A 26,234-nucleotide genomic window follows, 5' to 3' on the forward strand; every position below is an offset into this window, starting at 1 on the left:
ATGATGAAAATTGGGTAAACTTAATTACAGCGTTCCTTATTTCTTTCTGCTCAATTTTTGCATTGATTATTTTATGGTCAAATTATAAAAAAATAATTCTAGCATGTAAATGGCAGACATTACTTTTTTTAGTGTTTGCCTCACCAACCACTGTTGTTTTTGTTGTCTTTAATTATAAAAGTTTTTTTGGAGCTGTTCTGAGAGTTTAAAAAAGAGTCTGTTTTTTACTCTTTGATCAATATAATTGTGGCCTTATAACCGGTTCCCACATTCCATTGGCTTGAAGTGATAACAGTTCCTTTGTCATCATAGACTTCAAACTGGGCGGTATTTGGAGATGCAAAACCTTCGTTTAGTGCTTCAAAATCAATTTTGTTTATACCATCGGTCAGATTTATTTTGAAGCTTTGAAATTCACCGCTCAGGCTGACTTCGGGCTGAATCATTTTGTCATTCAGGTATATCTTTATTTTATCACCGTCTACAAAGGCAGCATCCCGAAATCGGATGGTAGAAGTAAATGCCTTCGTTTTAAAACTTCCTAAATATTGATTTTGTCTGTAAAATATACCTTCAGAATTGTTTGGTTTTTTATACAGATAAGGATTTTTAAAAAGCTCTTCGGGATTGATCTGATAAGGATCTGGTTTTTTTACAACAGCCACAGCTTCATTTTTTGGCGTAATTTCTCTGGGCGGAATAATTATTTTTTCTTCCGTATTTTTTGGAGGAATCGGTTTGAATTTAGTTTTATTTCCATCCTGAGCATATCCCTGAAGAGAAATACTAATAACACCAATCAAGAATATTATCCTTTTCATAAGCTGAAATACCATTAATTAAAAACAGTTATATCTTTTTTATATAACATTTAATTGAGGTATTTATTGCATTATGACAAATCTGCTTCCAAGAAAAAATACATGAAATAATTTGTAGATTGGAATTAAAAATCTGTTTTATTCGAAATATTTTTTTAGGCAATCGACCCAGATTTGATATCCTTTTTCATTTAGATGTATGCCGTCAGTACTTAGTTCTTTTTGCATTAAATCATCTTTGCCGGCAAACAGAATATGTGTTTCTATTAATGTAAATACGCCCTTTCTCTTATGTTTTCTAATAATATCATTCGTCAGCTTTATACGTGCTGCCTGATTGACTTTATTGGTTGGAAAAATTGTTTGTACAAATATCTTGGTTTTTGGATTCTGCTGATGAATTATTTTTGTGATTTGAATGATATTCTTCGCGGTGCGCTCAGGTGATAATGTATCGTTTAATAAATCGTTAATACCTATTTCAATAAATACCGCAGTTGGTTTTATGTAATTTATTTCACCCAGTCGTGCTATTAGGCCATCAGTAACATCACCAGCTATTCCTCTGTTTTTAATGGCTTTATTATTCAAACGTTCTCCCCAGTTTCTTCCTTGCGAAGTAATGCTGTTGCCTGCAAAAACAATGTCATGTAACTGCAGAGGATTTGCTTTGAAACTTTTAATCATTTTGGGATAATTCTTGCTGGTCCATTCGTTATGTGTTGGAATAGATAAGTCAGCCGAAGGATACAGACTGTCGGGTATTGTCAGAATTGTATCGGATGCTTGTGTTTTTCCAACTTTTGAATTGGAGGAGCAGGCAGCTAAAGCAATTGAAAGTACAAGAATTAAATATTTTTTCATGGATTTAGATTAGGATATTTTGTATTCACTATTTAGGGATTACCATTTAATATTTTTATCTATAAATCCAATTAAATCATCTGCCATCATTTGCTGTTCTTGTTTATTTGGGTGGGCTCCTGTATTTTTATAAGGAAAAATCAAACTATAAATTTTACTATCATTTATTCTTTCAACAGCTTGCTTAATATAGTTAGGCCATTTGGAGCCCGCTTTTGTGGCATCCATATTTCCCAAGGCACAAATGATGTGAGCATTTGGATATTTGATTCTGATTGAACTAATAAAATTTTGATACGCCAAAATGGTAAACTCATCCGTTGGTTTGGAAGTGCCAAACCTAGAAATAAATTGTTCATTTTTAGGCATGTTGACAATCCATGAATCATTCTGAAAGAGATTGACCACAACCACATCGGGAGTGTATTGAGTGAAATCCCATTTACTATTCGGATCCATAGGGTTTAGCCTATCATATATTTCGGGCATAATTTCTGGAAACCAGCTAACCATAATGCCAATACCGCTGCGAGCAATACAGGAATATTGTGCGTTATAATGGCGAGCTGTCAAAGCTGCATAAGTGTAATAATTATTGAAAGTTTCTGGTTTTCCAGAATCCTGACCTCCTTTTTCAACATCCACGCCATGCCCAGCTGTAATGGAGTTGCCGTAAAATTCGATTTTTCTTTTTAGAGGTTTATTGGGAGTATTGATTTTAGACTTACCATCAATTTGAAATCCATAAAAAATATTTTCGGAGGTATTGTTTGAAAGTTTATAAAGCTGCAAAGTATGATTTCCAGAAGAAAGTCCGCTTGCCAGAGATACTGTTGTTTTCATAGTATCTGATTTAAACTTAAATGCGTGCTCGGCATCATTATCAATAATGGCATAAAAATAACCGACTTCATTACGTGACTTTAAACTGGCGGAAATCCTTGATCCTTTAAAATTAATAGCTGCTGAAGTTCCTGGCCAGTAAAAACAGGCTGAATCTTGTGCTAACTTTACACGTCCCATATAAGTGATGCTTTTGTCACTTGGTTTAATTTGTAACTGGCTAAATCCATTTAAGCTCAGCAATAAAACAGCCGCAAACGTAATTTTTCTTATCAGCATGAATAATGGTTTATCGGTTTAAAATAAAGAATTTAAGAATAATAAATTTAGAAAATATAATTTTCAGTCTTTAAAAAACAAACCAGAGTTTTACAAATTATAAAAAGAGTATAATTTGTGAATCTCTGGTAAAAAAAATCGCAATGCTGAAGGCTCTAGTCTAAAGCTTTTTATTCCTTCTTTTTCGGAATCTCAATATAATCCCTCAAAGCACATTTTTTTAAGTTTTTAATGCTTTCAGCTGCGGTCAGTGCATTAAAATCGGCTCCTTCAGGACCAGTATGTGTATGGTCTTTAGGGAAAAAAGCACTTACTTTTTCTTTACCTAATTCTTCATATTTTTTGGCGATAATCACATTTAGATCAATAAAATCAGCGCCTTGATTTTCGGCAGCTGTTTTAGACCAAAGGTTGTAACTCTCATCTCTAAGTTCAGGTTTTCCGTTCGGCCATTCGTTTCGTACGGTCTGGCTCATCACAATTGGGATTGCTCCTTTTTCTTTGGCTTCTTTGATATAAGTTTCAATATAAGAGCCAAAAGAGCGAACTGTTTCTTTAATACTGTCGGCACGGTTTACAATTTGTGTTTCTGTACCGTTTCCTTTTAGAGAACCTCTGAATTTATCTTTGTCAACAGCACCTGCATCATTATGTCCAAACTGGATAATTACAAAATTACCAGGTTGCAATTGTTCTCGGACTTCCTTCCATAAACCCTCAAATTCATAGGTACGGCTGCTTCGTCCGCCTCTTGCTTTATTGATTACATCGACACGCATTGTATCTACATATTTTGGGAAAGCAACTCCCCAGCCTACGGCATTTTCATTGTTGCCATTGTTTGCCATCGTAGAATCGCCAATCAAAAAGATTTTTTTCTTTTTTGGAAGTTTAATTTTCGGATCTGCTAAAACATATTTGCTCAATGAATTGTTTTTTTTGAGTTCACCTGCAATTACTGTAGCTGATAAAACAGCTCCTTTTGCCGAGGTATGCGTATGGTCTCTTTCATAAAAATAGGTTCCCATTACTTTTTCTTGTCCTATTTTGTCTAATGCTGAAGACATACCGGCATTCAGATCAATGAATGCTGCTTTTTCCTGCTCAGCAATTTGTTTTGCCCATAAACCATACGATTCGTTGTTGCGGAGAACTTTTCCGTCTTTCCAGTCGTTTCTTGGAATTGGTGAAAAAACCACAGGAATGGCTCCTTTTGATTTGGCATCCTGTACTAATTTTCGAATGTACCAGCCATACGTATGAACGATTTCGTGTTTGTGGGTTAACAGATTGTCAATTTCTTCGGTTTCGTTGCCAATGCCTTTAATCGTTCCTCTGGCTCTTGTTGTATCATTTATGGTACCGTTATCATTATGTCCAAATTGAATAAAGACATAATCGCCTTTTTTGAGCTGTTTAAAAACAGGTTCCCATAATCCTTTGTACTGAAAACTTCGGCTGCTGGTTCCTCCCAAAGCATGGTTTTGAATAGCAACTTTGGTGGTATCCAAAAATTGGCCAATAAAATCGCCCCAGCCCCAAAGACCGCCGTCTCCTTTTCCGCTTCCATTTTTTACAGTAGAATCGCCGACTATAAAAATGGTTGGTTTGGTTTCCGTTTTTTGGGTGAAATTAAAAAAAAGTACTGTAGCATACAGTAAAGCCATTAATCGTATAATTTTCATAATGTATTTGTATTTGTTTTTATTTATATCAGACAGAGATTCTTGAACTCAGCTTATTTCTTAATTATTATTTCTAAAATCAAACCAAAGATTCATTGATATTCCATCATCTCCTTTTTTGATGCGGATATTTGTCGGCTGGCTTTCTGGTCCCTGCTGTTCCAATGGTTTGAAATCTCTCATCGCCGGAATTTCATACATAAAAGAAATGTCTCCTTCCGGAAAATCCGGCTGCGGGTTACTTCCCGGAAAACCATTTTTCGGTAAATCAGGTGTGAATAATCTCAGAAACAAATTATCAGATTCGCTAAAAACTTTAAATGACGATGTACCTGCTTTTAGATTGGCTCCCAATAAATTGGCATGATAACCTTTGAATTCCGGATAAACCAAATTTTCAAAACTTTCGCCAGTTATCGTGGTGTTGTAATTCTTTTCCCAAACACCGTAAGTTGTTCCTTTGATTCTGTTTTTCCAAACGTGGTAAGGACCTCTTCCGAACCATTTTATTCCCGTAACTTCCTTTTCAGGGAAACTGAATGTGATTCCGAATGAATTAATTTTATCTTCAAAATAAGCGCCGTCAAAACCGCCTGCATTTTCTGCATTTTTCAAAGCAAGAAGTTCCATTTTAAATCTTCCGTCAGGACACATAATCCATTTTATAGAGTTTAATCCGCCGGAATAAGTAACTGTACAGACTGCATTCTCGCCTTCCTGCAAAATCTGTACCTCTTTTAGTTTGGATTTCATCCCGATAGGACGCGGACCGTTTGTCAATGGAATTACGGTAACTCCGTTTTTAACCGTCAGGATTTCTCCAGTGGTACTGTCCAAAGTCACGGTAACATTATCGCCGCTTAAAACAATATTATTTCCATTTCGGGTAGCTGTGGCTTTTGTTTTAACTGTTTTTGATGCTAAAAATTTAGAAGCAAAATAGCTGGCTTTATGAATAGGCCAGGTCCAAGTATAGATTTCTTTGCCATATAAATCATTTGCAGTAATTGATAAAACATCACCTTCTGTAAAGTTAGCAGGAACAGCGAACTTAATTTTGCGGGTTTCGCCGGGTTCAATGCTTGGAATTTCAATTTTACCCGAGCTTAGTATTTTTGAAACACCATCAGTATAAAGAACATCTGCATCCGATTTCATTATTTTATATTCCATTTTGCAGGAATTCAAATTGCTGAACAGATAATCATTGGTTATCAAAAAGGAGCCGTCAAAAGCATCTGTTACTTGCTTTGGAGCAAATTGAATAGGTGCCCAGACTTCTTTTACCGTATAATAACTTCCTTCTCTTTCTCGGTGCGGACCTAAAATTCCGTCAGCAGCCAAAGAGCCTTTGGAGTCAAATTTTACATCACCTTTCCAGTCTGAACGAAAAACAGCTTCGTCCAGCATTGCCCACATAAATCCTCCGGCAAACAAAGGACTTTGTTTGTAACGCGTCCAGAAATCTTCAAGAGCAGCTCCGTGTCCGTTGTCGTAAGTTCCGTGCATGAATTCGGTTGGGAAAAACACGTTTTCTCCGCTGTTGAATCGGTGCATACCCGTTAAATAAGTAGGATAATGGTGCGTATCCCAGCCATTAAAATCGGACCAAGGATGTACTACAATTCTTTTTTGCGGATCGAATTGATCGAATACTTTGTCCACTTCATAATTCCATCCTCCTTCATTACCATTGTCCCAAATAATTACAGACGGATGGTTGACATCTCTGGTAATCATTTCGGCAGCTAATTTTGTTCCTGTTTTGGTATCATAAGAGTTTTGCCATCCGGCTAATTCATTTAGAACAAACAGCCCCAAAGAGTCACAGACTTCCATGAAATGCTCGTCTGGCGGATAATGACCGCGGACTGCATTCATATTCATATCTTTCAATAGCTGGCCGTCTAACACACTGATGCGTCTGCTGGTGCTTCGTCCGCCTTCCGGCCAGAAGGAATGACGATTGATTCCTTTCATTATGATTTTGGTGCCATTCACATAAATGCCGTCTTTTTTCTTGAATTCTAAAGTTCTGAAACCAATTTTTTTGTCCAATTTGTGAAGTATAGTTCCGTTTTGTTTCAAAGACAGTTCTAAGCTGTACAAATTTGGAGTTTCCGGGTTCCATGGTTTAATATCTTTCCATTGGGCAGCGATGGTTTCTTTGATGCTTTTTGCCTTAACAGGAAAAGTGAATGTTTGAAAAATTTCACCGTTCAATCCTTTCAAACCAGCTTCTACAACCGTGTTTTTAGGAATGTTTTTAAGGTTCATATCAATAGTGATCGAACCGTCCATTTTTGGGTTTACGGCAATATGCTGAATTTGTGTTTTTGGAGATACTTCCAGCCATACCGGACGATAAATACCGCCAAAAAGCCACCAGTCTGCTCTGCGTTCTGCAGCATTAACCGAATTATTGTTCGAATGTTTCCATACATGAACTTCCAGCGTGTTTTTGGTGCCAAATTTTACTAAAGAAGTAATATCATATTTAAATTCGTAGAAACCGCCCTGATGAATTTCTCCTGCCAGTTTTCCGTTAATTTTTACTTCAGTGTCTGTCATTGCTCCGCCAAAAGCAATAACTACTTCTTTGTCTTTATAATCATTTGGAACATCAAATACATATTTATAAAGCCCTTCTTCTTTGCTGGGCTCTTTTTGGTTGAGTTCTTTATACCATCTTCCATAAGTGTACTCGCCAAAACCTTCTAATTCCCATTGAGAAGGAACGTTGATCGTGGTCCACTTTTTGCTGTTATTGCCATCTGTACAATAAAAATCCCATTGTACCGGGTGTTCAAAATCTTTTCCGGAAAGGAAAACTTTTTCCGTTTGCTGTGCAGAACTGTTTTGCGCCGAAAAGGCAGTTACAGCCGCAATAAAAAGAAATTGTAAAGTTTGTTGTATTTTCATTTTAAATGTATTCAAAAAAATTAATTGCCATCAGGCTTTGCGATTTCAAAACGGGTACTCATTGGCAGAGTCCAATTTGAAATATAATTAGGCTGCTGGGGATTGTATTTTGGTGTCTGTTTCAATATATTTTTTTGTAAAGGTAAATTCAGATCGCGAATTCCCTTAATTATACAAAGCGCAATTTCATTGGCACCAAAACTATTAAAGTGGGTATTATCTTCTAATGCTTTTGTCTGCCCTGGAAAAGTATTGGCAGGATATTGTACAAAAGCTTTTCTAGAAACATCATCTCCCCATTTTTCATACAGCACAGTTGTGATTTTAGTTACATCGATAAGGGGCACATTCATTTTTTTTGCAACGGCACGCATAGCATCAGGAAAATCACCGTGTGTTTCTTTTAATGTTCCATCAGAATTAAAGGCGCGGCGCTGTGTAGGGGTAACCAAAACAGGAAATGCACCTTTGTCCTTTGCTGTCTGAATAAATTCGGCTAATAAATCGGAGTAGGATTTCCAGGCAGTATTTTCAGGGCCTTTTATTTTTTCATCATTGTGGCCAAATTCAATAAACAAATAATCGCCAGCTTTAATCTGAGAACTTATTTTTAACAGACGGTTACTGCTTTTAAAAGAGCTTAAAGCAAGGCCAGAGCAGGCATAATTGGTAATAACAATATTCGTGTCGAAATATTGAGGAATCATCTGCCCCCAGGAAGCCCAAGGCTCTACATCCTGATCGGTTACAGTAGAATCGCCGGCCAGAAAAATGCTGGTTACTTTTTCAAGAGGAATAATTTCAATTTTTTGAACACAGGCAGATCCTAAAAATTCTAAGGTTAGTTTGTTATCCCAATTCAGGTCTCCTTTTTCGCGGTCTTTTAATTTTATCGAATTGGATTCATCAATGTAGCTGCTGCGTACGTTTACATTGAATTCCTGTACAGCAGATTTACCTTTTTTTATAGGAAGCTGGTCAATCATTATTCTTCGGGATTCAGCTTTTACAGTAATATTGGAGTCATTACTATTATTGGCCAAAGTGATTTTTACTTTGTAATTTCCTTCAGGAATTTTTACCGAAAAATAAGTGCTTTTGCTGATGTTTAATCCAGTTGCTGTAAAGACTGCATTCGCATCTGTTTCAAAATCAAAACCATATCCGGTACTTTCTTCATATTTTGATGCAGTAAGTACATTAGTGAATTTGTTATTTTTTTTAGAAGATTCAAAATTAAAAACCTTTGGTTCAACGGGAACAGCTGTGCTTTTTGTATTGTTATTTTTTACAGTTTCAACATCATTTTTACCCATTGATAAAAGAATATTTGAAGAACACAAAACCAATACAAGCAGTGTAAAGATTCTAAAAGGTTTCATTTAATATAAATTTGGTTAATAGATTTTCAAAACTAACTTTTCGCTTTATAAATACTATCCTGTACTATTAGGTTAGCCGAAAACGTTAAAAAAGTGCTGATTTTATATAAATTGCGGGTAGGTACAGGATAGAATTGTGTTTGAAAAACAGCAATATTGCGTTATTAATTATTATTTAAAGTGCGTTTTTTTTACTTTTTAGTAATTAGGAAGCTGATTTTAGTCTCTATTTAAAGAGATATTTAATAGGAATAAAAAAATGTAGAAAAGTTTAATATTGCCTATAGACATTTTATGAAAATTAAAGCTGTTTTACTGTTTTGCCTGTTTTTTATTATGCTTTCGACAGTCTTTTTTGGACAGGAAAAAGGCGAAAAGAAAACTGCACCGCGCAAAATTCATTATGTGCCGGATGGTGATGGCTTTCTATTAAAAAATGGCAGCCGAAAATTCAATCGTGCTTTGTATGGCTCTAATACTGCTTTCAGAGTGGAAACTGGCGATTTACCGGAATTTGCTATGTATATGCCCGGCATGGGAGGCAATTTAAAGTTGGGGTTATCCAATGGAAAGAGCAGTAAATGGATTACCGAAGCCAGTTCCATTTCTGCGCGTTATGCCAATGGAAAAATGTACTATGAAATTCAGGATGCTGTTTTAGGCAGAGGAAAACTGAAACTTGAAATCGCTGCACTGAAAGATGAAGAAGGTCTTGTATTGAAAGTTTCTGGTTTGGATATTGATAAAAAGGCTTCTTTAATCTGGGCTTTTGGCGGAGCCAGTGGCAGAAAATTTAGCCGTGACGGTGATATCGGAGCCGATCCGGAATCTGGTTTTTACTTAAAACCCGAGTATTGTACCAATAATCAATACACGATAAATAAGGATTCTTTTGTATTGGAATATGGTTCCGAAGTGAATAAACAAAAGGCAGGAAATGATAAAAGCCTGCTGGGAATGTTTCCGTCATCTGAAGTTCATTTAGCGAATGCAGAAAAGCAAAATTCACCTTTAGAATTATTTGCATCCGCTCCTGACAAACAAAATCTGATTGTGGGTAAAATCAGTTCAATTTCAAAAACAGATTTATATTGGTCGCTGAATGCTGATGCAAAATCTAAAATAAATAATCAAACCGATTTGGCCAGGCTGTTTACCAAAACATCACAGGATATGAAGGAATTAGCAAGCCGGGTAAAAGTAACAACACCCGATCCTTATATAAATACGTTAGGTTCGGCACTAGCCATTGCAGCTGATGGAATTTGGGAAAGTCCCGCTTATCTGCATGGTGCGGTGGCTTGGCGTATGCACTTAAATGCTTGGCGCGGCGCCTATACAGCCGATCCTCTGGGCTGGCACGACAGAGCAAAAACTCATTTTACAAGTTACAGCCATTCGCAGGTTACACAGCCTTTATCTGGTCCTGTCGTTTTTGATGCCGAACGGAATATGGCGCGTCAAAAAGAAGAAATGGGAACATCGATGTTCAGCAGCGGTTACATCAGCCGTAAGCCGGATAATAATACAATTGCCCATCATTACGATATGAATCTGGTTTTCTTTGATCAGATGCTGCGTCATTTTAAATGGACAGGAGATACCGAATTCATGAAAGAAATGTGGCCTGTTCTACAAAGACATCTCGATTGGGAAAAACGAAATTTCGATGTGGATAATGACGGTTTATATGATTCGTATGCATCCATTTGGGCAAGTGATGCCCTGCAGTACAGTGGCGGAGGCGTGATTCATTCGTCAGCATATAATTATTATTCGAATAAAACTGCAGCAACAATTGCATCCGCTTTACAGCAAAATCCAAATTCATTTACAAGCGAAGCAGACAAAATTGCCAAAGCCACAGCCAATAAATTATGGCTTCCCGAGAAAGGTATTTTTGCCGAATATAAAGACGCCATGGGCAGGCAGTTATTGCACGAAACTCCGGGAATATGGAGCATTTACCACACTATCGATTCCGAATTAGCAGATCCTTTTCAGAATTATCAGATGCTTCGCTATGTTGACACCCAGATTCCGCATATCCCGATTCAGGCAGAAGGTTTGGATAAAAATGATTTGTATGTTATTGGAACAACCAATTGGCAGCCGTATACCTGGTCAATCAATAATGTGGCTTTGGCAGAACAATTACACACTTCGCTGGCGTACTGGCAGGGAGGCAATTCTGAAAAAGCGTTTAAAATGTGGGAAAGCGCCTTGGTAGAAAGCATGTACTTAAGTCCTTCACCGGGCGGGTTTGAACAATTGATGCATCAAGATGCAATACGCGGCGAATTGTACCGTGATTTTGCCGATCCAATCGGAATGGCATCGAGAACATTAGTCGAAGGACTTTTTGGAATTCAGCCGGATGCATTGGCGCATCAGCTCACCATTAAACCCGGATTTCCAGAAAAATGGGATTCGGCTTCATTAGAAATTCCTGATATTTCTTTTTCTTTCAAAAGAGAAAAAAATACCGATTCTTATGAAATTACGAATCGTTTAGCGTCAAAAATGGATTTGAAATTCATTGTGAATAGTGCTTTTGAAAAAATAAACAGCGTAACCATTAATGGAAATAAAGCCAATTATACCATTACAAAAAACGGAATAGGCAAACCTGAAATTATAATTGAAACACCATTTTCCGAAAAATATAGCATTGTAATAAATTGGGATACTAAGGCTTTAGAAGAAATAAAAACAAAAGAAATTTTCAATCCGAAAGACGCTTTTGTATTGGGAACTAAAAATGCCAAAATCATTGAAGTTTATGATCCGCAAAAGGTTTTAAGTTCCATTTCTAAAACAGAAAACAAAGTTACCGGTATTGTAAACAGCATTGGAGATAAAACACTTTTTGTACAGTTGCAGCAAGGCGAAATGATTTGGTGGAAACCTGTCGCTGTTAACTGCAAACCAAGATTTGAAGTTACTGTAAAAGAAGTAAATTCGAATGATTTACTGCTTTTTGTTCAGAATAATTCAAATAAAACCGGCGATGGAAATATGCTTTTTAATTCGCTTGGAAATGAAATTCAGCAGGCAGTTTCAATTAAAGCCAGCAGCACTGAAACTATTTCAATTCCATTAAAAAATCTGATTACAGGAACTAATAATTTCCAATTGAAAACTGCTGATGGCGAAGTTTATCCATTTTCATTTATCAGCTGGGACATTCCTGAAAACAAAACTTTAAAGGCAGAAACAGTTTCATTAGCTCCTTTTTTTAATGCTAAAGTGACGGATATTTTTAAACAAAAATATGAATCACCTCGTCCAAAAACGCCTACGCTGCAACTGCCTTTGCAGGGAATTGGGAACTGGTGTTATCCGATGATTAATCCAGAAATTGATGATTCCGGTCTGCGTGCTAAAGCCAAAGCAACAGAGAAAATTACGACTCCGGAAGGAATCGTTTTTGAAACACCATCGGATGCTGCTAAAAATAATATTGTATTTACATCGATGTGGGACAATTATCCTGAAAAGACTGTAATTCCGCTAAAAGGAAAAGCCTCACATTTGTATCTGATGCTGGCAGGTTCTACTAATCCAATGCAGAGCCGAATGACAAATGGAAAAGTAATCGTTAATTATACCGATGATTCTTCGGAAGAATTGGAACTGAAAAATCCGGAGAACTGGTGGCCAATTGAGCAGGATTATTTTGTTGACGGACTGGCTTTTACTACCAATGCCCCGAAACCACCGCGCGTTTATCTGAAGTCAGGAATTATTTCCCGCACTTTCAACGATTATAAAGCCATAAAAGGATTTGCTAATAATGGTATTGACGGCGGGGCAGGAACCATTTTGGATCTTCCTTTGAATACATCTAAAACACTGAAAAGTTTTTCTATACAAACCATTGCCAATGATGTAGTTATTGGCCTGATGAGCGCGACATTAATTAGATAAATTAAATAAAAAAGAAATACACGGATTTAAAAAAAAACTGCTGAATCTGCGAAATCTGCGTGCTATTTTAAAAATAAAAAAGTTATGAAAAAATATTCGATTATTTACATTTTATTGTTTTCTGTTGGGATGATCGCTCAAGAAAAAATTGACCGTAAGGCAGTGGTAACGAGACACGATGTCAAAATTTCACAAATCGATACTCTGGCTTCACTGAGTGTTGGAAACGGAAAATTTGCCTATACTGCTGATGTAACAGGAATGCAGACTTTTCCAGAAAAATATCAAAGGGGAATTCCATTAGGAACTCAGGCTGAATGGGGCTGGGACAGTTATAAAAATGTAAACGGATATAAGTTTTCGGAAACTTTGAAAGAGGTCGATCAGTACGGAAGAAAAGTTTCGTATTCGACACAGATTAAAGAACCTGCACACAAAAAAGAAGCTGTCGAATGGTTTCGTCAGAATCCGCATTTACTGCAGTTGGGAAATATTGGTTTTGAAATCACCAAAAAAGACGGCAGTTTAGTTCAGCCAGATGACATCAAAGCGATCAATCAGAAACTGAATTTATGGACAGGAAAAATTGAAAGTTATTTTGAAATCGAAGGGACTTCGGTAAAAGTAATTACAGCCTGCGATCAGAAAAAAGATGCTTTGGGTTTTAAAGTTGAATCGGATTTAATCAAACAAGGCCGTTTGAAAATTCGTGTCCGCATCCCGTTTCCAACAGGACTCTGGGGCGATATGGGGACAAAATGGGAAGAAAAACAAGAGGTAAATAATTCGGCGGTTGCTATTGCAGGAACTGATATGGGGGAAAAATGGGGGGGAAAACAGGATTATAAAAGCAATCTGAAAATCAAAAACAAATCGGAAGCCACTATTACTCACTTGATGGACAGCATTTCGTATGATATTAATCTGAAATGGAAAGGAACAGCATCAGTGAAAGAAAAAGCAAAACATTATTTTTTACTGGAGCCATCAAACAGCAGCAGTTTAGAATTGAGCTGTTCGTTTATTCAGACCGAGAAAAATAAAGAATCCATTCCAGATTTTACAGCTATTGAAAAAAGCAGTATTGCCGGCTGGGAAAAATTTTGGACAAGCGGTGCCGCAGTTGATTTTTCAGGAAGCACCGATAAACGCGCTAATGAATTGGAGCGCAGAATTGTACTTTCGCAATACCTGACCAAAATACAATGTGCCGGTTCTCTGCCTCCGCAGGAAACAGGACTGACTTACAACAGCTGGTACGGAAAACCGCACTTAGAAATGCACTGGTGGCACGGCGTTCATTTCGCGCTTTGGAACAGACCGGAATATTTAGAGAACACCTTAGGCTGGTACCAAAACGCTTTTGACAAAGCCAAAAAAATAGCGCAGAGGCAAGGTTTCGAAGGAGCAAGATGGCAGAAAATGACCGATCCTGACGGCAACGAAACTCCGTCGTCTGTGGGAGCATTTTTGATTTGGCAGCAGCCTCATTTTATTACTTATGCTGAGTTATTGTATCAATCATCTCAATCAGAAGCTACTTTGAAAAAATACAGCGAACGTGTTTTTGCTACTGCTGATTTTATGGCTTCGTTTGTTTTTTATGACAAAGAAAAAAAGCGTTATATGTTAGGGCCAGGAGTAATTCCGGCACAGGAGCGTTTTGTAGCGATGCAGACTTTTAACCCAACTTACGAATTGGCGTATTGGAACTGGGGATTGAAAACAGCTATTGCATGGAAAAAGAAAATGAATCAGCCTGTTCCTGAAAAATGGGAAGCGGTACTAAAAGATTTGTCACCGCTTGCTGTTCAAAACAATGTGTATCTGGCGGCTGAAAGTGCTCCCGATTCGTATACTAATCCAGAATTCAAAACAGATCATCCATCGGTTTTGGGAACTTTCGGGATGCTCCCTGAAACGTCTTTATTGGATAAAAAAATAATGAAAAACACCTTCGATCTGATTTGGGATACCTGGTCCTGGCAAAAAACGTGGGGATGGGATTTCCCTATGACCGCTATGTCAGCAGCTCGTTTAGGACTTCCTGAAAAAGCAATTGACGCTTTATTTATGAATGTAACTACCAATACGTATCTAAAAAACGGACACAATTATCAGTCAGAAAGACTGACGCTTTATCTTCCAGGAAATGGAGGATTACTGACGGCTATTGCCATGATGTGCGGAGGCTGGGAAGGTACGACCGAAGCGAATCCGGGATTTCCGAAAGACGGTTCTTGGAAAGTAAAAAGTGAAGGTTTTCAGAAAATGTTTTAAACCATCCATTCAATAAACAGTCTAGTATAAAAGATTGTCTTTCTATGGAAGGAGAAATTTCACTACAATAAATTTTCTTATACTAATTCGTTTTAAAAGATAAAATATGTCAAAAGTTAAGCCGCTAAAATGGAATCTATTGTTGTTTCTAATTGGGTTTTCTGTTTTTGGTCAGAGACAGATGGAAAATTTAGACAGAGGGATTATTTCCATTAATCAAAATGGAAAATTCTTTATCAGCTGGCGGGTTTTGGGAACAGATCCTGACGATTTAGCTTTTAATTTATATAGAAAAAGTGAAATAGGAAATGCCATTCTGCTTAATGAAAAACCAATTACCGGAGCCGCCAATTTCATCGATGAAACTGCAAAGGCAAATGAAAATAATACCTGGTTTGTAAAAACGGTTGTAAATGGTAAAGAAAAAGAAGAAAAAGGAAGTTTTACTATTACAGCCAATGCAGCAGTAAAAGATTATCTGTCTATTCCGCTGAAAGCGATAAACGGATATACTGCCAATGATATTTCGGTGGGTGATCTGAATGGTGACGGGCAATATGAATTAGTAGTGCACATGACGGGAGTCGGACATGATAATTCGCATAAAGGTTTGACAGATCCGGTTGTTCTGCAGGCTTATACGCTTGAAGGCAGATTTTTATGGGAAATAAATCTGGGTAAAAACATTAGAGAAGGAGCACATTACACTCAGTTTATGGTATACGATTTAGATGGTGACGGTATCGCCGAAATTGTCTGCAAAACCGCCGATGGATCTGTAGACGGAACTGGTAAAGTAATTGGCGATGCATCAAAAGACTGGAGAGATACTGACGAGAAGTCTGGAACTTTTGGTAAAATTTTAAAGGGGCCGGAATATCTTACTGTTTTTGACGGAAGAACAGGAAGTGCGGTTACAACCGTAGATTACATTGCCGAAAGAGGAGATATTGGCGCTTGGGGAGGCAGAGGCGGTAACGGAGGAAATGATGCCAGTGGTAACAGAGTTGACCGTTTTACGGCTTGTGTGGCTTATTTGGACGGCGTTCATCCGAGTGTGGTAATGTGCCGAGGGTATTATGGAAGAATAGTTTTGGCAGCATGGGATTTTAAAGATAAGAAATTAACTTCACGATGGGTTTTTGATACCAAAGACGGTAAAAGTCCTTATTCCGGAATGGGTAATCACGGACTTTCAGTTGCCGATGTAGATGCGGACGGGAAAGATGAAATTATTTATGGTTCGATGTGTGTCGATGATAATGGCAAAGGATTGTATACAACGGGCTATCGTCACGGAGATGCTTTGCATGTGAGTGATTTGGATCCAGAAATTCCAGGTTTGGAAGTCTTTGGTGTTCATGAAATTGAAGAAGGAACAAAAGGTCCAGGTGTTGCTCTTTTTTCGGCAGCAAACGGGAAAACATTATTTACAGCCATGAATGATGAAGATGTAGGCAGAGGTGTAGCGGATAATATTGACAATACCAGAGCTGGAGCTCAAATGTGGTGGTCTGGTTCTAAATTTTTGTATGACATAAAAGGAAATGAAATTGGGGAATCTCCAAGAGCTGCTAATTTTTTAATTTATTGGGATGGGGATGCTTCCCGTGAACTTCTCAACTCTAATTATATTGACAAATACGGAAAAGGAAGATTATTTACAGCCGAAGGTGCACAATCCAATAATGGAACGAAATCGACTCCTGGTTTGTCAGCTGATATTTTAGGTGATTGGAGAGAAGAATTAATTTTGCGAAGCACTGATAATACTGAATTAAGAATCTACAGCACTACAATTCCAACGGATATCAGGCAGTATACTTTAATGCACGATCCGCAATACCGTTTAAGCATTGCCTGGCAGAATGTAGGCTACAATCAGCCGCCACATGCTAGTTTTTATATGGGCAAAGGAATGAAACCTGCTCCGAAACCTGATATCGTTTTGGTAAAAACACATTAAAAATTAATTTTTTAAGGATTATGGAAAAGGCAATTTTACGGCTATGTAAAATTGCCTTTTTTTTGCTTTTAATTTTAAATCTATTAACGCAACTATGTCGCATTTTTAGCATCTAGTAATAAAACTCTGATTATGAAAAAAATACTAGTGTTAATTATTTCGATTGCAGTATTCATTAGCTGCTCAAACGATGATGAAGATTCATCTGGATTAAAAATTCGATTGTCCAATGTCAGTCAATTCGATTTTCAAAACATTAAGGTAAATACTACCAGTGGAGAGGTAAGCTTCGAGAATTTAAAATCAGGTAAAAAATCGGATTATAAAGTTTTTGCGGCAGCTTATAGATACGCTTTCGTTGAGCTGGTAATTAATGGAAAAACATATACCCTGCAGCCAATAGATTATGTTGGAGAGACACTTCTTGAACCTGGAAATTATACCTATCAAATTAATGCGAATGATTCTCAAAACCAATACGGGAAGCTGACTTTGTCACTGATTAAGGATTAAAACAATCTGTTATTATTATCCTTGAATGAGCTGTTTAAATAAAAAGACAAACTAAATTCAGCCATTTTTTAAGATAGACTATCTAATAAAATACTGGTAGGTACAGGTCTGTGTTTTTAAATGTTATAATTACATTTGTTAGTTAATCACCTAACCAAAAAACCATGGACAAAATTTTAAAAAAACAAACCAATAGTAAAGCTGTTATTTCAAATAGTCTTGTTGTGATGTTGCTTTTGTTTACATTTTACAGCAATGCGCAGTTAAAAACAGAGGAAAGCGAGATTGGTTTGGGCTGGAGCAATAATTCTGTTAACACTGTAATTTTTAGAAACAGTGCTTTGACCACTTTTAAAAATTGGCAGTTTACTGCTTATTACAATCCAGACGGGAAAATGGTTTTGGCAAAGCGTAATCTGAGTTCCAAAAAATGGCAGACAGTAATTACTCCATACGGTGGCAACGTTAAAGATGCTCATAACAGCATAAGTATCGCGGTTGACACTGACGGTTTCCTTCATGTAAGCTGGGATCAGCATGATACCCGTCTGCGCTATGCTAAAGGCAAAGCACCTTTTAGTCTGGAATTGAGTGAAGAGCAGCCGATGACTGGCAGTGACGAAGCCAAGGTGACCTATCCCGAATTTCATAATCTGCCAAACGGAAAGCTTTTATTTTTTTACCGATCTGGAGCTTCGGGCAGAGGAAATTTGATTTTGAAAACATATGATGTGAAAACTCAGAAATGGAGTCCGCTGCAGAATAATTTTATTGACGGCGAAAATCAGCGCTCTGCTTATTGGCAGATGTTCGTGAGCAAAAAAGGAATTTATATTTCTTGGGTTTGGCGTGAGAGCTGGGATGTTTCGACTAATCATGATATCTGTTATGCTTTTTCAGCAGATGGCGGGCAGACTTGGGAAAAATCTACCGGCGAAAAATACAGTCTGCCAATAACAAAAACCAGCGCAGAAATTGCCTGGAAAGTGCCTGAAAAAAGCAGTTTAATTAATCAGACTTCTATGACAGTGGATATGCAGGGAAATCCGTATATTGCAGGTTATTGGGATGATAACGGGATTCCTCAGTATAAAGTGGTGTATCTGGATAAGGGAAAATGGAATAAAATGGATACTGATTTTCACAGCAAACCTTTTACGCTGGGAGGAGGAGGAACAAAAAAAATTCCTATTTCGCGCCCTGAAATTTTGGTTAGCAAGTCAATGCTTTATTTACTTTTTAGAGATGAGGAAAGAGCAAATAAAATTACTTTGGCTAGCGCCAATTTAGAAAAAAAGCAATGGAAACTTACGGATGTTATCAATTATTCTGTAGGGCAGTGGGAGCCTAATTTTGATAAAGAATTGTGGAAGGAAAAGTCAGAGCTGCATATTTTTTCTCAAAATGTAAGTCAGGCCGATGGTGAGGGATTGGCAGATACAGAACCTCAAGCCGTGCGGGTTATTGAATTAAAAAAAATACCTATAAATAAATAATTATATGAAGAAGTATTGCTTATTGATAATTGTGGCTGTGTTTTTTGTTTCGGCTGGTTTTCGGAAACAAAATTTAGAAGAAAAAATAAATGTGGCACTGCAGACGGCAATACAGCAATATGCTTATTTGAGCAGACAAGTGAGTGTGGGAAAGTATCCTAAAACTTATTTTGCAGATAAAAATCAACTGGAAACATCTGATTCCGGCTGGTGGTGCAGTGGTTTCTATCCTGGGACGCTGCTGTATCTGGATGAGGCAAAAGGAGCTCCCGAATTAAAAAAGGTAGCACTAAACGTAATGGAAGATCTGAAAAAAGAACAGTTCAATACCACTACACACGATTTGGGTTTTATGATGTATTGCAGTTTTGGAAATGCAGAAAGGCTGCATCCCAGTAAAGAGTATGAAGCGATATTAATGAACAGTGCCAAATCATTGGCAAGCCGTTTCAATCCAAAAACAGGCTGTATCAAATCATGGGACAGCGCACCATGGAATCATGCTTCAAATGAAGAATCTCCTGTGATTATTGATAATATGATGAATCTGGAGCTTTTATTCTGGGCAGCAAAACACAGCGGAGACAGTACGTATTATAAAATTGCTGTTCAGCATGCCGATAAAACGATGGTTAATCATTTTCGAAAAGATTACAGCTCCTATCATGAAGTGGTTTACAATACAGAGTCTGGAAAAGTTACCAAACAAATCACTAATCAAGGTGCAGCCGATGATTCGTCTTGGGCGAGAGGACAGGGCTGGGGATTGTACGGATATGTTGTAATGTACCGAGAAACAAAAGATGTAAAGTATTTAAATCAGGCAAAAAACATTGCCAATTATATTTTAAGCCACCCGAATCTGCCGGCAGATAAAATTCCTTATTGGGATTTTAACGCTCCTAATATTCCTAATGCTTTACGGGATTCTTCTGCGGCTTCATTAATTGCTTCAGCTTTATTGGAGTTAGGCGGTTATGCAGATAAAAAAGACGGAATACGTTATTATGATTCGGCCAAAATAATTTTATCTAATTTATTAACGCCGGAATATTTTGCGGCAGTGGGAACGAACGGCGGTTTTTTGCTGAAACACGGAGTAGGGAACATGCCTAAGAAAACCGAAATCGATACACCGCTCACGTATGGCGATTATTATTTGGTAGAAGCGATGATGCGTTATAAAGCACTGGTGAAAACAAATCCGAAGTTTAAATAGATTTGTCAAAAAGTTTAGTTTTTAAGGTTTTAGGGAAAAGCTAGTTTAACGAATGCTGTCGCCTCGAATTATTATTTCGTTTGATTTCTTGATGTTTTCCTCTGATTTACTGATTACTTTTATGACAGTTAGATTTGGATTTTCAAGTTTATTGATAGTTATTTTTAAGATATAATTTTTGTCTATGACATATTTATCATAGTCAGCATCAATTATTTCATTGTCAATCTGATAAATTACGGCGTTTTCCTGCACTGTTGTGTATCTTTTTCTGAGTTCGTTCAGGGAGATTAAATTTGGCTTGTAATCCTTTTTTGTTTCAATTGTAATTTTGCCGGAATATTTAGTGTTGTTAATGTCAATATCTCCTTTTTCAACTTTGACGCTTTCAATTTTATTTGGGTCTAAAAAATTAGAGATACTTTGATTGACAAGTTCTCCATTCAAAAAGTAAGCAGGTTTTTTCCCGCCTTTGTATTTAATTACTTGAACGACTTTAATAATAGTGTCCTGTTCCGAAATTGCCTGTGAATTTTCAGTTTTCTTCTGGCCAAAAGCATTAGCTGTTAAAATTAAAACTACTATGATAATAAACTTTTTCATTTTTTTTATTTTTTTTCTGAAAGCTCTTAAATACTGTGTTTCAATTTTTTGCAGAAACTTTCTCTGTAATAAGAACAATAATAATTCCCGCAATATAGCATACTAAATCAATCCAGGCAAATGATGTGCCAATAACTGTTCTGGCCAGCTTTGATTTTTGCAGACCGAGTTTTTCAACAATATTTAAATACTGAAGAAATTCTATACTAAACGAAAATAGTAAAACGAATATTGCAAGGGGTAAAACAGGTAATTTTAAAAATGATTTTATAAAACAGTAAATCAGAATCACAACCAATACATCGCCGATATACGGGCGAATAATCTCATCATGAAGGTATAATGCAATTAAAACCTCTATGATAAAAATTAGAATTGTTAAGAAGAAGTATTTTCTGTTGAATGCCAGCATAGGTTTTGAATAGTTGTTAATCAATATTTTAGTTTTGATAAAATAAAACGTTTAATTACGTCGGAGACAAATTTTTCTCATAACAGAATATTTTAAGGTGTAAAAGTCTGGAAATTTAATTAAATCCTATTTTTGTTAGTTCTTGATTTTTTTCGAATGATAATAATTGCTGTTATAATTAATAAACTTACAATGGTAATTTCGATAAATTGATTTTCCACTTCTATTGTCGTGAAGATGTAATCTTTTTTTTGTTCAGGGATAAATTTTCCTTTACTTTCACTTTCAGTAATGCTTTGTTGAGATGTATCATAACCATTTGGTTTACTACTAATAGAATTAAAGCACAAAAATAAAAAGACTGAAAATAAAGTTATAAAGGAATAACGAATATTTTTTTTCTTCATAATGAACAATAATTTTTTAAGTTTTATGACAATATTATTGCCAATTATTCAATTTGTAAAATTTAGTTAAAAAGAATTTCAGTTATGTTGCTAATGTATAAAAAACAACCGTAAATAATCGATAGGATTTGGTCGGCATTTCTTATTTAAAAACAAATAAAATATCATTAGTTCTGAATGTAATTTTTTTAAAAATAACTAAAAAAGGCAATTCTATCGCTTGGTAAAATTGCCTTTTTTTTTAAATCTATAAAAAACGATATGCTTACATTTTTACAGCACTTTTAGCTACTTTATCACCAATCGTGGTTTTTTTGCTAAAGTCAGTTTTTGCATTCGATACCAATTCAATATTCTTGCTGGCTTCACCATCTATCGTAACTGCTTTTGGAGAATCTGAATTGAAACTGATGTTTTTCAGTGACATATTTTTTCCATTGTAAATATCAAAAATTGTACTGTCTGCAATGTCCAAATTGATGTTGTTAAGTTTAATTCCGTTTGCATCAATGATAGAAAAACCTTTGTCAGCTTTACCTGTTAAATTCGAAATTTCGATATTTTCTAAATTCATTTCTGGCAATCCTTGTAAGAATACTGCCTGCTGTGCGCCATTTATATAAATGTTTTTAATAACGATGTTTTTAAACTGAGGCGTTTTTTCATCAACAGGAATGGCTGTAGTTACGGTGTTTGTTTCTCCTTCGGCTAGTTTTTCGGCAATCGATTTTCCGCCATAATATAAGTCGAATGAAATGGCCTGTGATGGAATACTATTCATATATATATCCGAAATAAAGATGTTTTCTACCACACCGCCGCGTCCGCGGTTACTTTTAAAACGCAGACCAACATCTGTTCCCATAAAAGTACAGTTGGAAACATGCATGTTTTTTACACCACCGGACATTTCGCTTCCTACGGTTACACCGCCATGTCCATGATACACAATGTTGTTTCTGATAATGATGTTTTCGCAGGGAACACCACGATCGCGTCCGTCTTTGTCTTTCCCGGATTTAATGCAGATCGCATCGTCACCAACATCAAAACTGGAATTTTCTACTAATACATTTTTGCAGGATTCTACGTCCAGGCCGTCCCCGTTTTGAGAATACCAAGGGTTACGTACTGTTGTGTTGCGGATAATTAAATCTTCGACCATCAAGGGATGGATGTTCCAGGCTGGTGAATTTTGAAAAACAGGTCCGTCAAATAAAACACGTTTACTGTTTTGAATGCTGACCATTACCGGACGAAGAAAATCGCGGATTTCTTCAAACTGTTCTTTGGTTTTTAAATCAGCGCGTACATTTTGATCAGCGTTTTGGTTTCCTTTTACATATTGCTCAGATGGATACCAGCTTGTTTTTTTATCGTTTAAAACGCCGCCGGACTTTACAAAATCATTCCATTGGCTTTCGGTCAATTTGCCTTTTTTTACCATTCTCCACACTTCGCCCGAACCGTCATAAACACCGTTTCCTGTAAAAGCTACGTTTTCAAGGTTTTTGCCGTAAATAGGAGAGATACAGCGCCAGGTATTTAATCCTTCAAAACTGGTTTCAATAATTGGATACAGATTTTTATCAGTCGAAAATTTAATCAGTGCTCCTCTTTGTGCATGCAGTTCGATATTGCTTTTTAGAATAATTGGACCAGTAAGCCACATTCCCGGAGGAATGATTACTTTTCCTCCTCCTTTTTTGGAAACAGCGTCAATAGCATCTGCAAAAGCTTTGGTACATAAAACGGTTCCGCCGTTTACAGCTCCAAAATCTGCAATGTTTACAGTATTATTTGGAATTTTTGGCTCGTTTATTTTGTTCATTTTAAATTCAATGCCGCTATAAGAATCTTTTGACGAACCATTATTTTGTGCCTGAATATTTATGGGGCAATTTGAGAATGTGACTGCAAATGCAAGAAATAATAATTGATTTAATTTAAATTTCATTGTTTTGTAAAGTGTTGCTGTTTTAAGTTTTAAATGGATCTTCTGTCGATGAAATTAAACGGAACTTTTACCTGTCCGATTTCTTTGTTTAAAATCATCTGCGCTGCAGTTTCCCCCATTATTTTAAAATCTGTTGATATTACAGTAATGCCCAATAGTTCTTTCAGTGGTGTATCGTTATAAGAGATAACGCCAATGTGTTTGCCTAGTTTCATTTGGTTGTCTCTGATCTGTTTCACCAGATTTACCAGATCTGATTCTTCGATGGTGATGAATAAATCTCCTTTTTTAAGAATAATGTCATCATATATTTCATCTAAAATCTCATAATTGATTTCGAATTCGACGCAGAATTTCTTGAAACCATGCAGGATTCTTCTAGGGTATGGATAGACAGCTTTCTCCGGATATACTAAAATTATCCGGGTATAGTTTTTTATTTTGTCTAAACCTTCTTTCAGTGCATTGTAAATATCATTTTCAAAATCCTGATAAATTTTAATAACATCATTGTTAATTCCCAACTTGATATTATCCATAATAATCAGTTTTTCCTTAGGAATTTTATTAATCGCGTTAATAACCGCATCAGTATAACTGCTGTGTTTTAATTTGTCAGTTTTAAAATGAGTAGTAATTATGTAGTAATCATATGCACCTTCGTATTTGTCAAGGAGATTCAGAAACAGTGTTTCATCACAGTGATAAATCTGAAGATCGGTGTGGGCATTGGCTCCAATGGCGTCAATAAAAGAATTATAAGTTGCCATTTTATAGGAACTTAATTTATTATAGACAAACAGCACATTTACTTTCGAAACCAGTTTGGTCTGTGTAATATAATATCCTTTTCCCCGGATTGAAGTAATGATTTTTCGTTCTTTTAAAATGTTATATGCCTTTTCAACAGTATCTCTAGACATATAAAACTCTTCACTAAAACTATTAATCGATGGAATTTTTTGATTTATTTTTAAACTTCCATTGCCAATATTAGTTAAAATTGAATCAACAATCTGCTTGTATTTTGGTACGCGCGAGTCCTCGTCAATGTTAATAATCTTTATCATAGCTTTCGCTTTTAGATGTTTTTTCTCCAAAAATATATAAAGAAAACGAAACTTTAAATTTGTTTTTTATCCCGTCAGCCAATGGCTAAAAATGGTATTTATGGATTTATCTGAATAATCGATTTGTTTTAAAAATATGCAGCAAACTAAATTAAATGTATTGTCTTATCAGCATAAAATCAAACATGTAATCGATTGCACAAATATAAACCTTAAAATTAGTATTTCGTAATAATTACGAATAAAATTTTAATGATTATTTAAAATTAACACTTAAAAATTTAAAGTAAAATAAAATAAGGTTAAAATATCATTATTAGTGTTGAAGCCCTTTTTTTTGGGAGTATTTTATTTTGAATGAGAGGTTTAAAATACCCTTAACACTTTTTTAAAATAAAAACTTATTGAATGATGATAAAAAATGATTCAGATTAAAGGATAGTACAGGATAGTTATCTTTTTTCTATTCTATTATTTTACAATCCTAAACTATAACCAATTAACCAAAAAACAATTTAATAAATGGAATCAATACTCGGAATTCTTTTTCATTCTATCGGCGGATTTTCATCGGGCAGTTTCTATATGCCTTTCAAAAAAGTTAAAGGCTGGGCTTGGGAAAGCTATTGGCTGATAGGTGGTTTTTTTTCTTGGTTAATTGTTCCGCCGATTGCGGCTTATCTGACCATACCTAATTTTGCTGAAATTATTAGTGTGGCTTCACCTTCTATAAAAGCGCTTGCTTTTTCGATGGGACTGATTTGGGGAATTGGAGGACTTACATATGGTCTTGGTGTCCGTTACTTGGGAATGTCATTAGGGAATTCAATAGTATTGGGTTTTTGTTCTGCTTTTGGAGCATTAGTTCCGTCAATCTATTATAATTTTTATCCATCAGAAGGGAAAGTTTCTTTTACAGAAATGCTTGCCAGCTCTGGAGGTAAATTGGTTTTGCTTGGAGTTTTGGTCTGTTTGATTGGAATTGCGATTTCTGGAAAAGCTGGAATGCTTAAAGAGAAAGATTTTGCAGTAGGACATGAGGATAAAGACAGGGATTTTAGTTTAGTAAAGGGTTTGATTATTGCAGTGATTTCTGGAATATTAAGCTCTTTTTTCAATTTTGGAATAGAAGTAGGGAAACCTCTTGCTGAAGCAGCTGTGGTTAGCGGCTGTAATCCTTTGTTCCAAAACAATGTAACTTATATCGTTGTGCTTTGGGGCGGATTGACTACAAACTTTATTTGGTGTATCTATCTTAATTTTAAAAACAAAACTTTTGGTGATTACACTAATACGGCAGCTCCAATAAGTAAGAACGTTATGTTTTCGGCTTTGGCAGGAACGATGTGGTTTTTGCAGTTCTTCTTTTATGGTATGGGTGAAAGCAAATTAGGAAACGGAGCAAGTTCTTGGATTCTGCACATGGCAACAATTATTTTGACTGCTAACTTCTGGGGATTTTATTTAAAAGAATGGTCTGGAGTTTCCAAAAAAACATTTAATACTTTCTTATTAGGAATTGGATTGATTATGCTTTCGATTGTATTAGTAGGAATTGGCAATTCACTATAATAACACACAATAA

The 26,234-nt window shown here is 36.1% G+C and carries 18 protein-coding genes; 7 read left to right on the top strand and 11 right to left on the bottom strand.

Going from position 1 to position 26,234, the window contains the following annotated elements:
* Nucleotides 1-224: 224 nt before the first annotated feature.
* The 6 genes from OZP07_RS02765 to OZP07_RS02790 all read right to left on the bottom strand — a co-directional run bounded on the left by OZP07_RS02765 (nucleotide 225) and on the right by OZP07_RS02790 (nucleotide 8,796).
* A complete protein-coding gene (locus OZP07_RS02765) occupies nucleotides 225-821 on the bottom strand; it encodes a hypothetical protein (RefSeq protein WP_194641117.1) in 597 nt (198 codons plus the stop codon).
* A gap of 138 nt (nucleotides 822-959) precedes the next feature.
* On the bottom strand, nucleotides 960-1,685 hold the full coding sequence (locus OZP07_RS02770; protein WP_281637206.1) for a GDSL-type esterase/lipase family protein: 726 nt from the start codon (nucleotides 1,683-1,685) through the stop codon (nucleotides 960-962).
* Between the two features lie 39 nt (nucleotides 1,686-1,724).
* Nucleotides 1,725-2,807 (bottom strand): SGNH/GDSL hydrolase family protein, encoded by a 1,083-nt coding sequence (locus tag OZP07_RS02775; RefSeq protein ID WP_281637207.1) that lies wholly within the window; start codon nucleotides 2,805-2,807, stop codon nucleotides 1,725-1,727.
* Between the two features lie 170 nt (nucleotides 2,808-2,977).
* Complete coding sequence (locus OZP07_RS02780; RefSeq protein WP_281637208.1) at nucleotides 2,978-4,492, bottom strand: rhamnogalacturonan acetylesterase; 1,515 nt, start codon at nucleotides 4,490-4,492, stop codon at nucleotides 2,978-2,980.
* 60 nt (nucleotides 4,493-4,552) lie between these two features.
* Nucleotides 4,553-7,414: a glycoside hydrolase family 2 protein gene (locus OZP07_RS02785; RefSeq protein WP_281637209.1), complete on the bottom strand. Its 2,862-nt coding sequence runs from the start codon at nucleotides 7,412-7,414 to the stop codon at nucleotides 4,553-4,555.
* A gap of 20 nt (nucleotides 7,415-7,434) precedes the next feature.
* Nucleotides 7,435-8,796, bottom strand: coding sequence for a rhamnogalacturonan acetylesterase (locus tag OZP07_RS02790; RefSeq protein WP_281637210.1), 1,362 nt, complete (start codon nucleotides 8,794-8,796; stop codon nucleotides 7,435-7,437).
* Between the two features lie 294 nt (nucleotides 8,797-9,090).
* Between OZP07_RS02790 and OZP07_RS02795 the strand changes: the two genes are divergently transcribed.
* From OZP07_RS02795 to OZP07_RS02820, 6 genes are all read left to right on the top strand, one after another.
* Nucleotides 9,091-12,726, top strand: coding sequence for a DUF4450 domain-containing protein (locus OZP07_RS02795; RefSeq protein ID WP_281637211.1), 3,636 nt, complete (start codon nucleotides 9,091-9,093; stop codon nucleotides 12,724-12,726).
* 84 nt (nucleotides 12,727-12,810) lie between these two features.
* Nucleotides 12,811-15,006: a hypothetical protein gene (locus tag OZP07_RS02800; RefSeq protein ID WP_281637212.1), complete on the top strand. Its 2,196-nt coding sequence runs from the start codon at nucleotides 12,811-12,813 to the stop codon at nucleotides 15,004-15,006.
* A 106-nt stretch (nucleotides 15,007-15,112) separates the two neighbouring features.
* Nucleotides 15,113-16,972, top strand: coding sequence for a rhamnogalacturonan lyase (locus OZP07_RS02805; protein ID WP_281637213.1), 1,860 nt, complete (start codon nucleotides 15,113-15,115; stop codon nucleotides 16,970-16,972).
* A gap of 132 nt (nucleotides 16,973-17,104) precedes the next feature.
* Nucleotides 17,105-17,485 carry a hypothetical protein gene (locus OZP07_RS02810; protein WP_281637214.1) on the top strand — a complete coding sequence of 127 codons (381 nt, stop codon included), beginning with the start codon at nucleotides 17,105-17,107 and terminating at the stop codon, nucleotides 17,483-17,485.
* Between the two features lie 164 nt (nucleotides 17,486-17,649).
* Entirely contained in the window at nucleotides 17,650-18,981 is a 1,332-nt protein-coding gene (locus tag OZP07_RS02815) for a BNR repeat-containing protein (protein ID WP_281637215.1), read from the top strand.
* A 4-nt stretch (nucleotides 18,982-18,985) separates the two neighbouring features.
* Nucleotides 18,986-20,200 carry a glycoside hydrolase family 88 protein gene (locus OZP07_RS02820; protein WP_194641106.1) on the top strand — a complete coding sequence of 405 codons (1,215 nt, stop codon included), beginning with the start codon at nucleotides 18,986-18,988 and terminating at the stop codon, nucleotides 20,198-20,200.
* Between the two features lie 45 nt (nucleotides 20,201-20,245).
* Here the strand turns inward: OZP07_RS02820 and OZP07_RS02825 are convergent, their stop codons facing one another.
* The 5 genes from OZP07_RS02825 to OZP07_RS02845 form a co-directional block, all read right to left on the bottom strand.
* On the bottom strand, nucleotides 20,246-20,803 hold the full coding sequence (locus tag OZP07_RS02825; RefSeq protein ID WP_281637216.1) for a hypothetical protein: 558 nt from the start codon (nucleotides 20,801-20,803) through the stop codon (nucleotides 20,246-20,248).
* A 40-nt stretch (nucleotides 20,804-20,843) separates the two neighbouring features.
* A complete protein-coding gene (locus OZP07_RS02830; protein ID WP_281637217.1) occupies nucleotides 20,844-21,239 on the bottom strand; it encodes a ribosomal maturation YjgA family protein in 396 nt (131 codons plus the stop codon).
* 95 nt (nucleotides 21,240-21,334) lie between these two features.
* Entirely contained in the window at nucleotides 21,335-21,622 is a 288-nt protein-coding gene (locus OZP07_RS02835; RefSeq protein WP_281637218.1) for a hypothetical protein, read from the bottom strand.
* A gap of 265 nt (nucleotides 21,623-21,887) precedes the next feature.
* Nucleotides 21,888-23,579 carry a glycoside hydrolase family 28 protein gene (locus OZP07_RS02840; RefSeq protein ID WP_281637219.1) on the bottom strand — a complete coding sequence of 564 codons (1,692 nt, stop codon included), beginning with the start codon at nucleotides 23,577-23,579 and terminating at the stop codon, nucleotides 21,888-21,890.
* A 29-nt stretch (nucleotides 23,580-23,608) separates the two neighbouring features.
* Complete coding sequence (locus tag OZP07_RS02845; protein ID WP_194641101.1) at nucleotides 23,609-24,649, bottom strand: GntR family transcriptional regulator; 1,041 nt, start codon at nucleotides 24,647-24,649, stop codon at nucleotides 23,609-23,611.
* Between the two features lie 522 nt (nucleotides 24,650-25,171).
* On the opposite strand from OZP07_RS02845, the gene rhaT reads away from it, so the two are divergent.
* Nucleotides 25,172-26,221 carry an L-rhamnose/proton symporter RhaT gene (rhaT, locus tag OZP07_RS02850; RefSeq protein WP_281637220.1) on the top strand — a complete coding sequence of 350 codons (1,050 nt, stop codon included), beginning with the start codon at nucleotides 25,172-25,174 and terminating at the stop codon, nucleotides 26,219-26,221.
* Nucleotides 26,222-26,234 lie beyond the last annotated feature (13 nt).

This window comes from Flavobacterium marginilacus, assembly GCF_026870155.1.
Lineage (GTDB): Bacteria > Bacteroidota > Bacteroidia > Flavobacteriales > Flavobacteriaceae > Flavobacterium > Flavobacterium marginilacus.

Coding starts and splice junctions, on each gene's coding strand:
- rhaT (WP_281637220.1), top strand. CDS start 25,172: ATGGAATCAATACTCGGAATTCTTTTTCATTCTATCGGCGGATTTTCA.
- OZP07_RS02835 (WP_281637218.1), bottom strand. CDS start 21,622: ATGAAGAAAAAAAATATTCGTTATTCCTTTATAACTTTATTTTCAGTC.
- OZP07_RS02810 (WP_281637214.1), top strand. CDS start 17,105: ATGAAAAAAATACTAGTGTTAATTATTTCGATTGCAGTATTCATTAGC.
- OZP07_RS02775 (WP_281637207.1), bottom strand. CDS start 2,807: ATGCTGATAAGAAAAATTACGTTTGCGGCTGTTTTATTGCTGAGCTTA.
- OZP07_RS02780 (WP_281637208.1), bottom strand. CDS start 4,492: ATGAAAATTATACGATTAATGGCTTTACTGTATGCTACAGTACTTTTT.
- OZP07_RS02785 (WP_281637209.1), bottom strand. CDS start 7,414: ATGAAAATACAACAAACTTTACAATTTCTTTTTATTGCGGCTGTAACT.
- OZP07_RS02770 (WP_281637206.1), bottom strand. CDS start 1,685: ATGAAAAAATATTTAATTCTTGTACTTTCAATTGCTTTAGCTGCCTGC.
- OZP07_RS02805 (WP_281637213.1), top strand. CDS start 15,113: ATGTCAAAAGTTAAGCCGCTAAAATGGAATCTATTGTTGTTTCTAATT.
- OZP07_RS02790 (WP_281637210.1), bottom strand. CDS start 8,796: ATGAAACCTTTTAGAATCTTTACACTGCTTGTATTGGTTTTGTGTTCT.
- OZP07_RS02765 (WP_194641117.1), bottom strand. CDS start 821: ATGAAAAGGATAATATTCTTGATTGGTGTTATTAGTATTTCTCTTCAG.
- OZP07_RS02825 (WP_281637216.1), bottom strand. CDS start 20,803: ATGAAAAAGTTTATTATCATAGTAGTTTTAATTTTAACAGCTAATGCT.
- OZP07_RS02820 (WP_194641106.1), top strand. CDS start 18,986: ATGAAGAAGTATTGCTTATTGATAATTGTGGCTGTGTTTTTTGTTTCG.
- OZP07_RS02845 (WP_194641101.1), bottom strand. CDS start 24,649: ATGATAAAGATTATTAACATTGACGAGGACTCGCGCGTACCAAAATAC.
- OZP07_RS02840 (WP_281637219.1), bottom strand. CDS start 23,579: ATGAAATTTAAATTAAATCAATTATTATTTCTTGCATTTGCAGTCACA.
- OZP07_RS02815 (WP_281637215.1), top strand. CDS start 17,650: ATGGACAAAATTTTAAAAAAACAAACCAATAGTAAAGCTGTTATTTCA.
- OZP07_RS02795 (WP_281637211.1), top strand. CDS start 9,091: ATGAAAATTAAAGCTGTTTTACTGTTTTGCCTGTTTTTTATTATGCTT.
- OZP07_RS02800 (WP_281637212.1), top strand. CDS start 12,811: ATGAAAAAATATTCGATTATTTACATTTTATTGTTTTCTGTTGGGATG.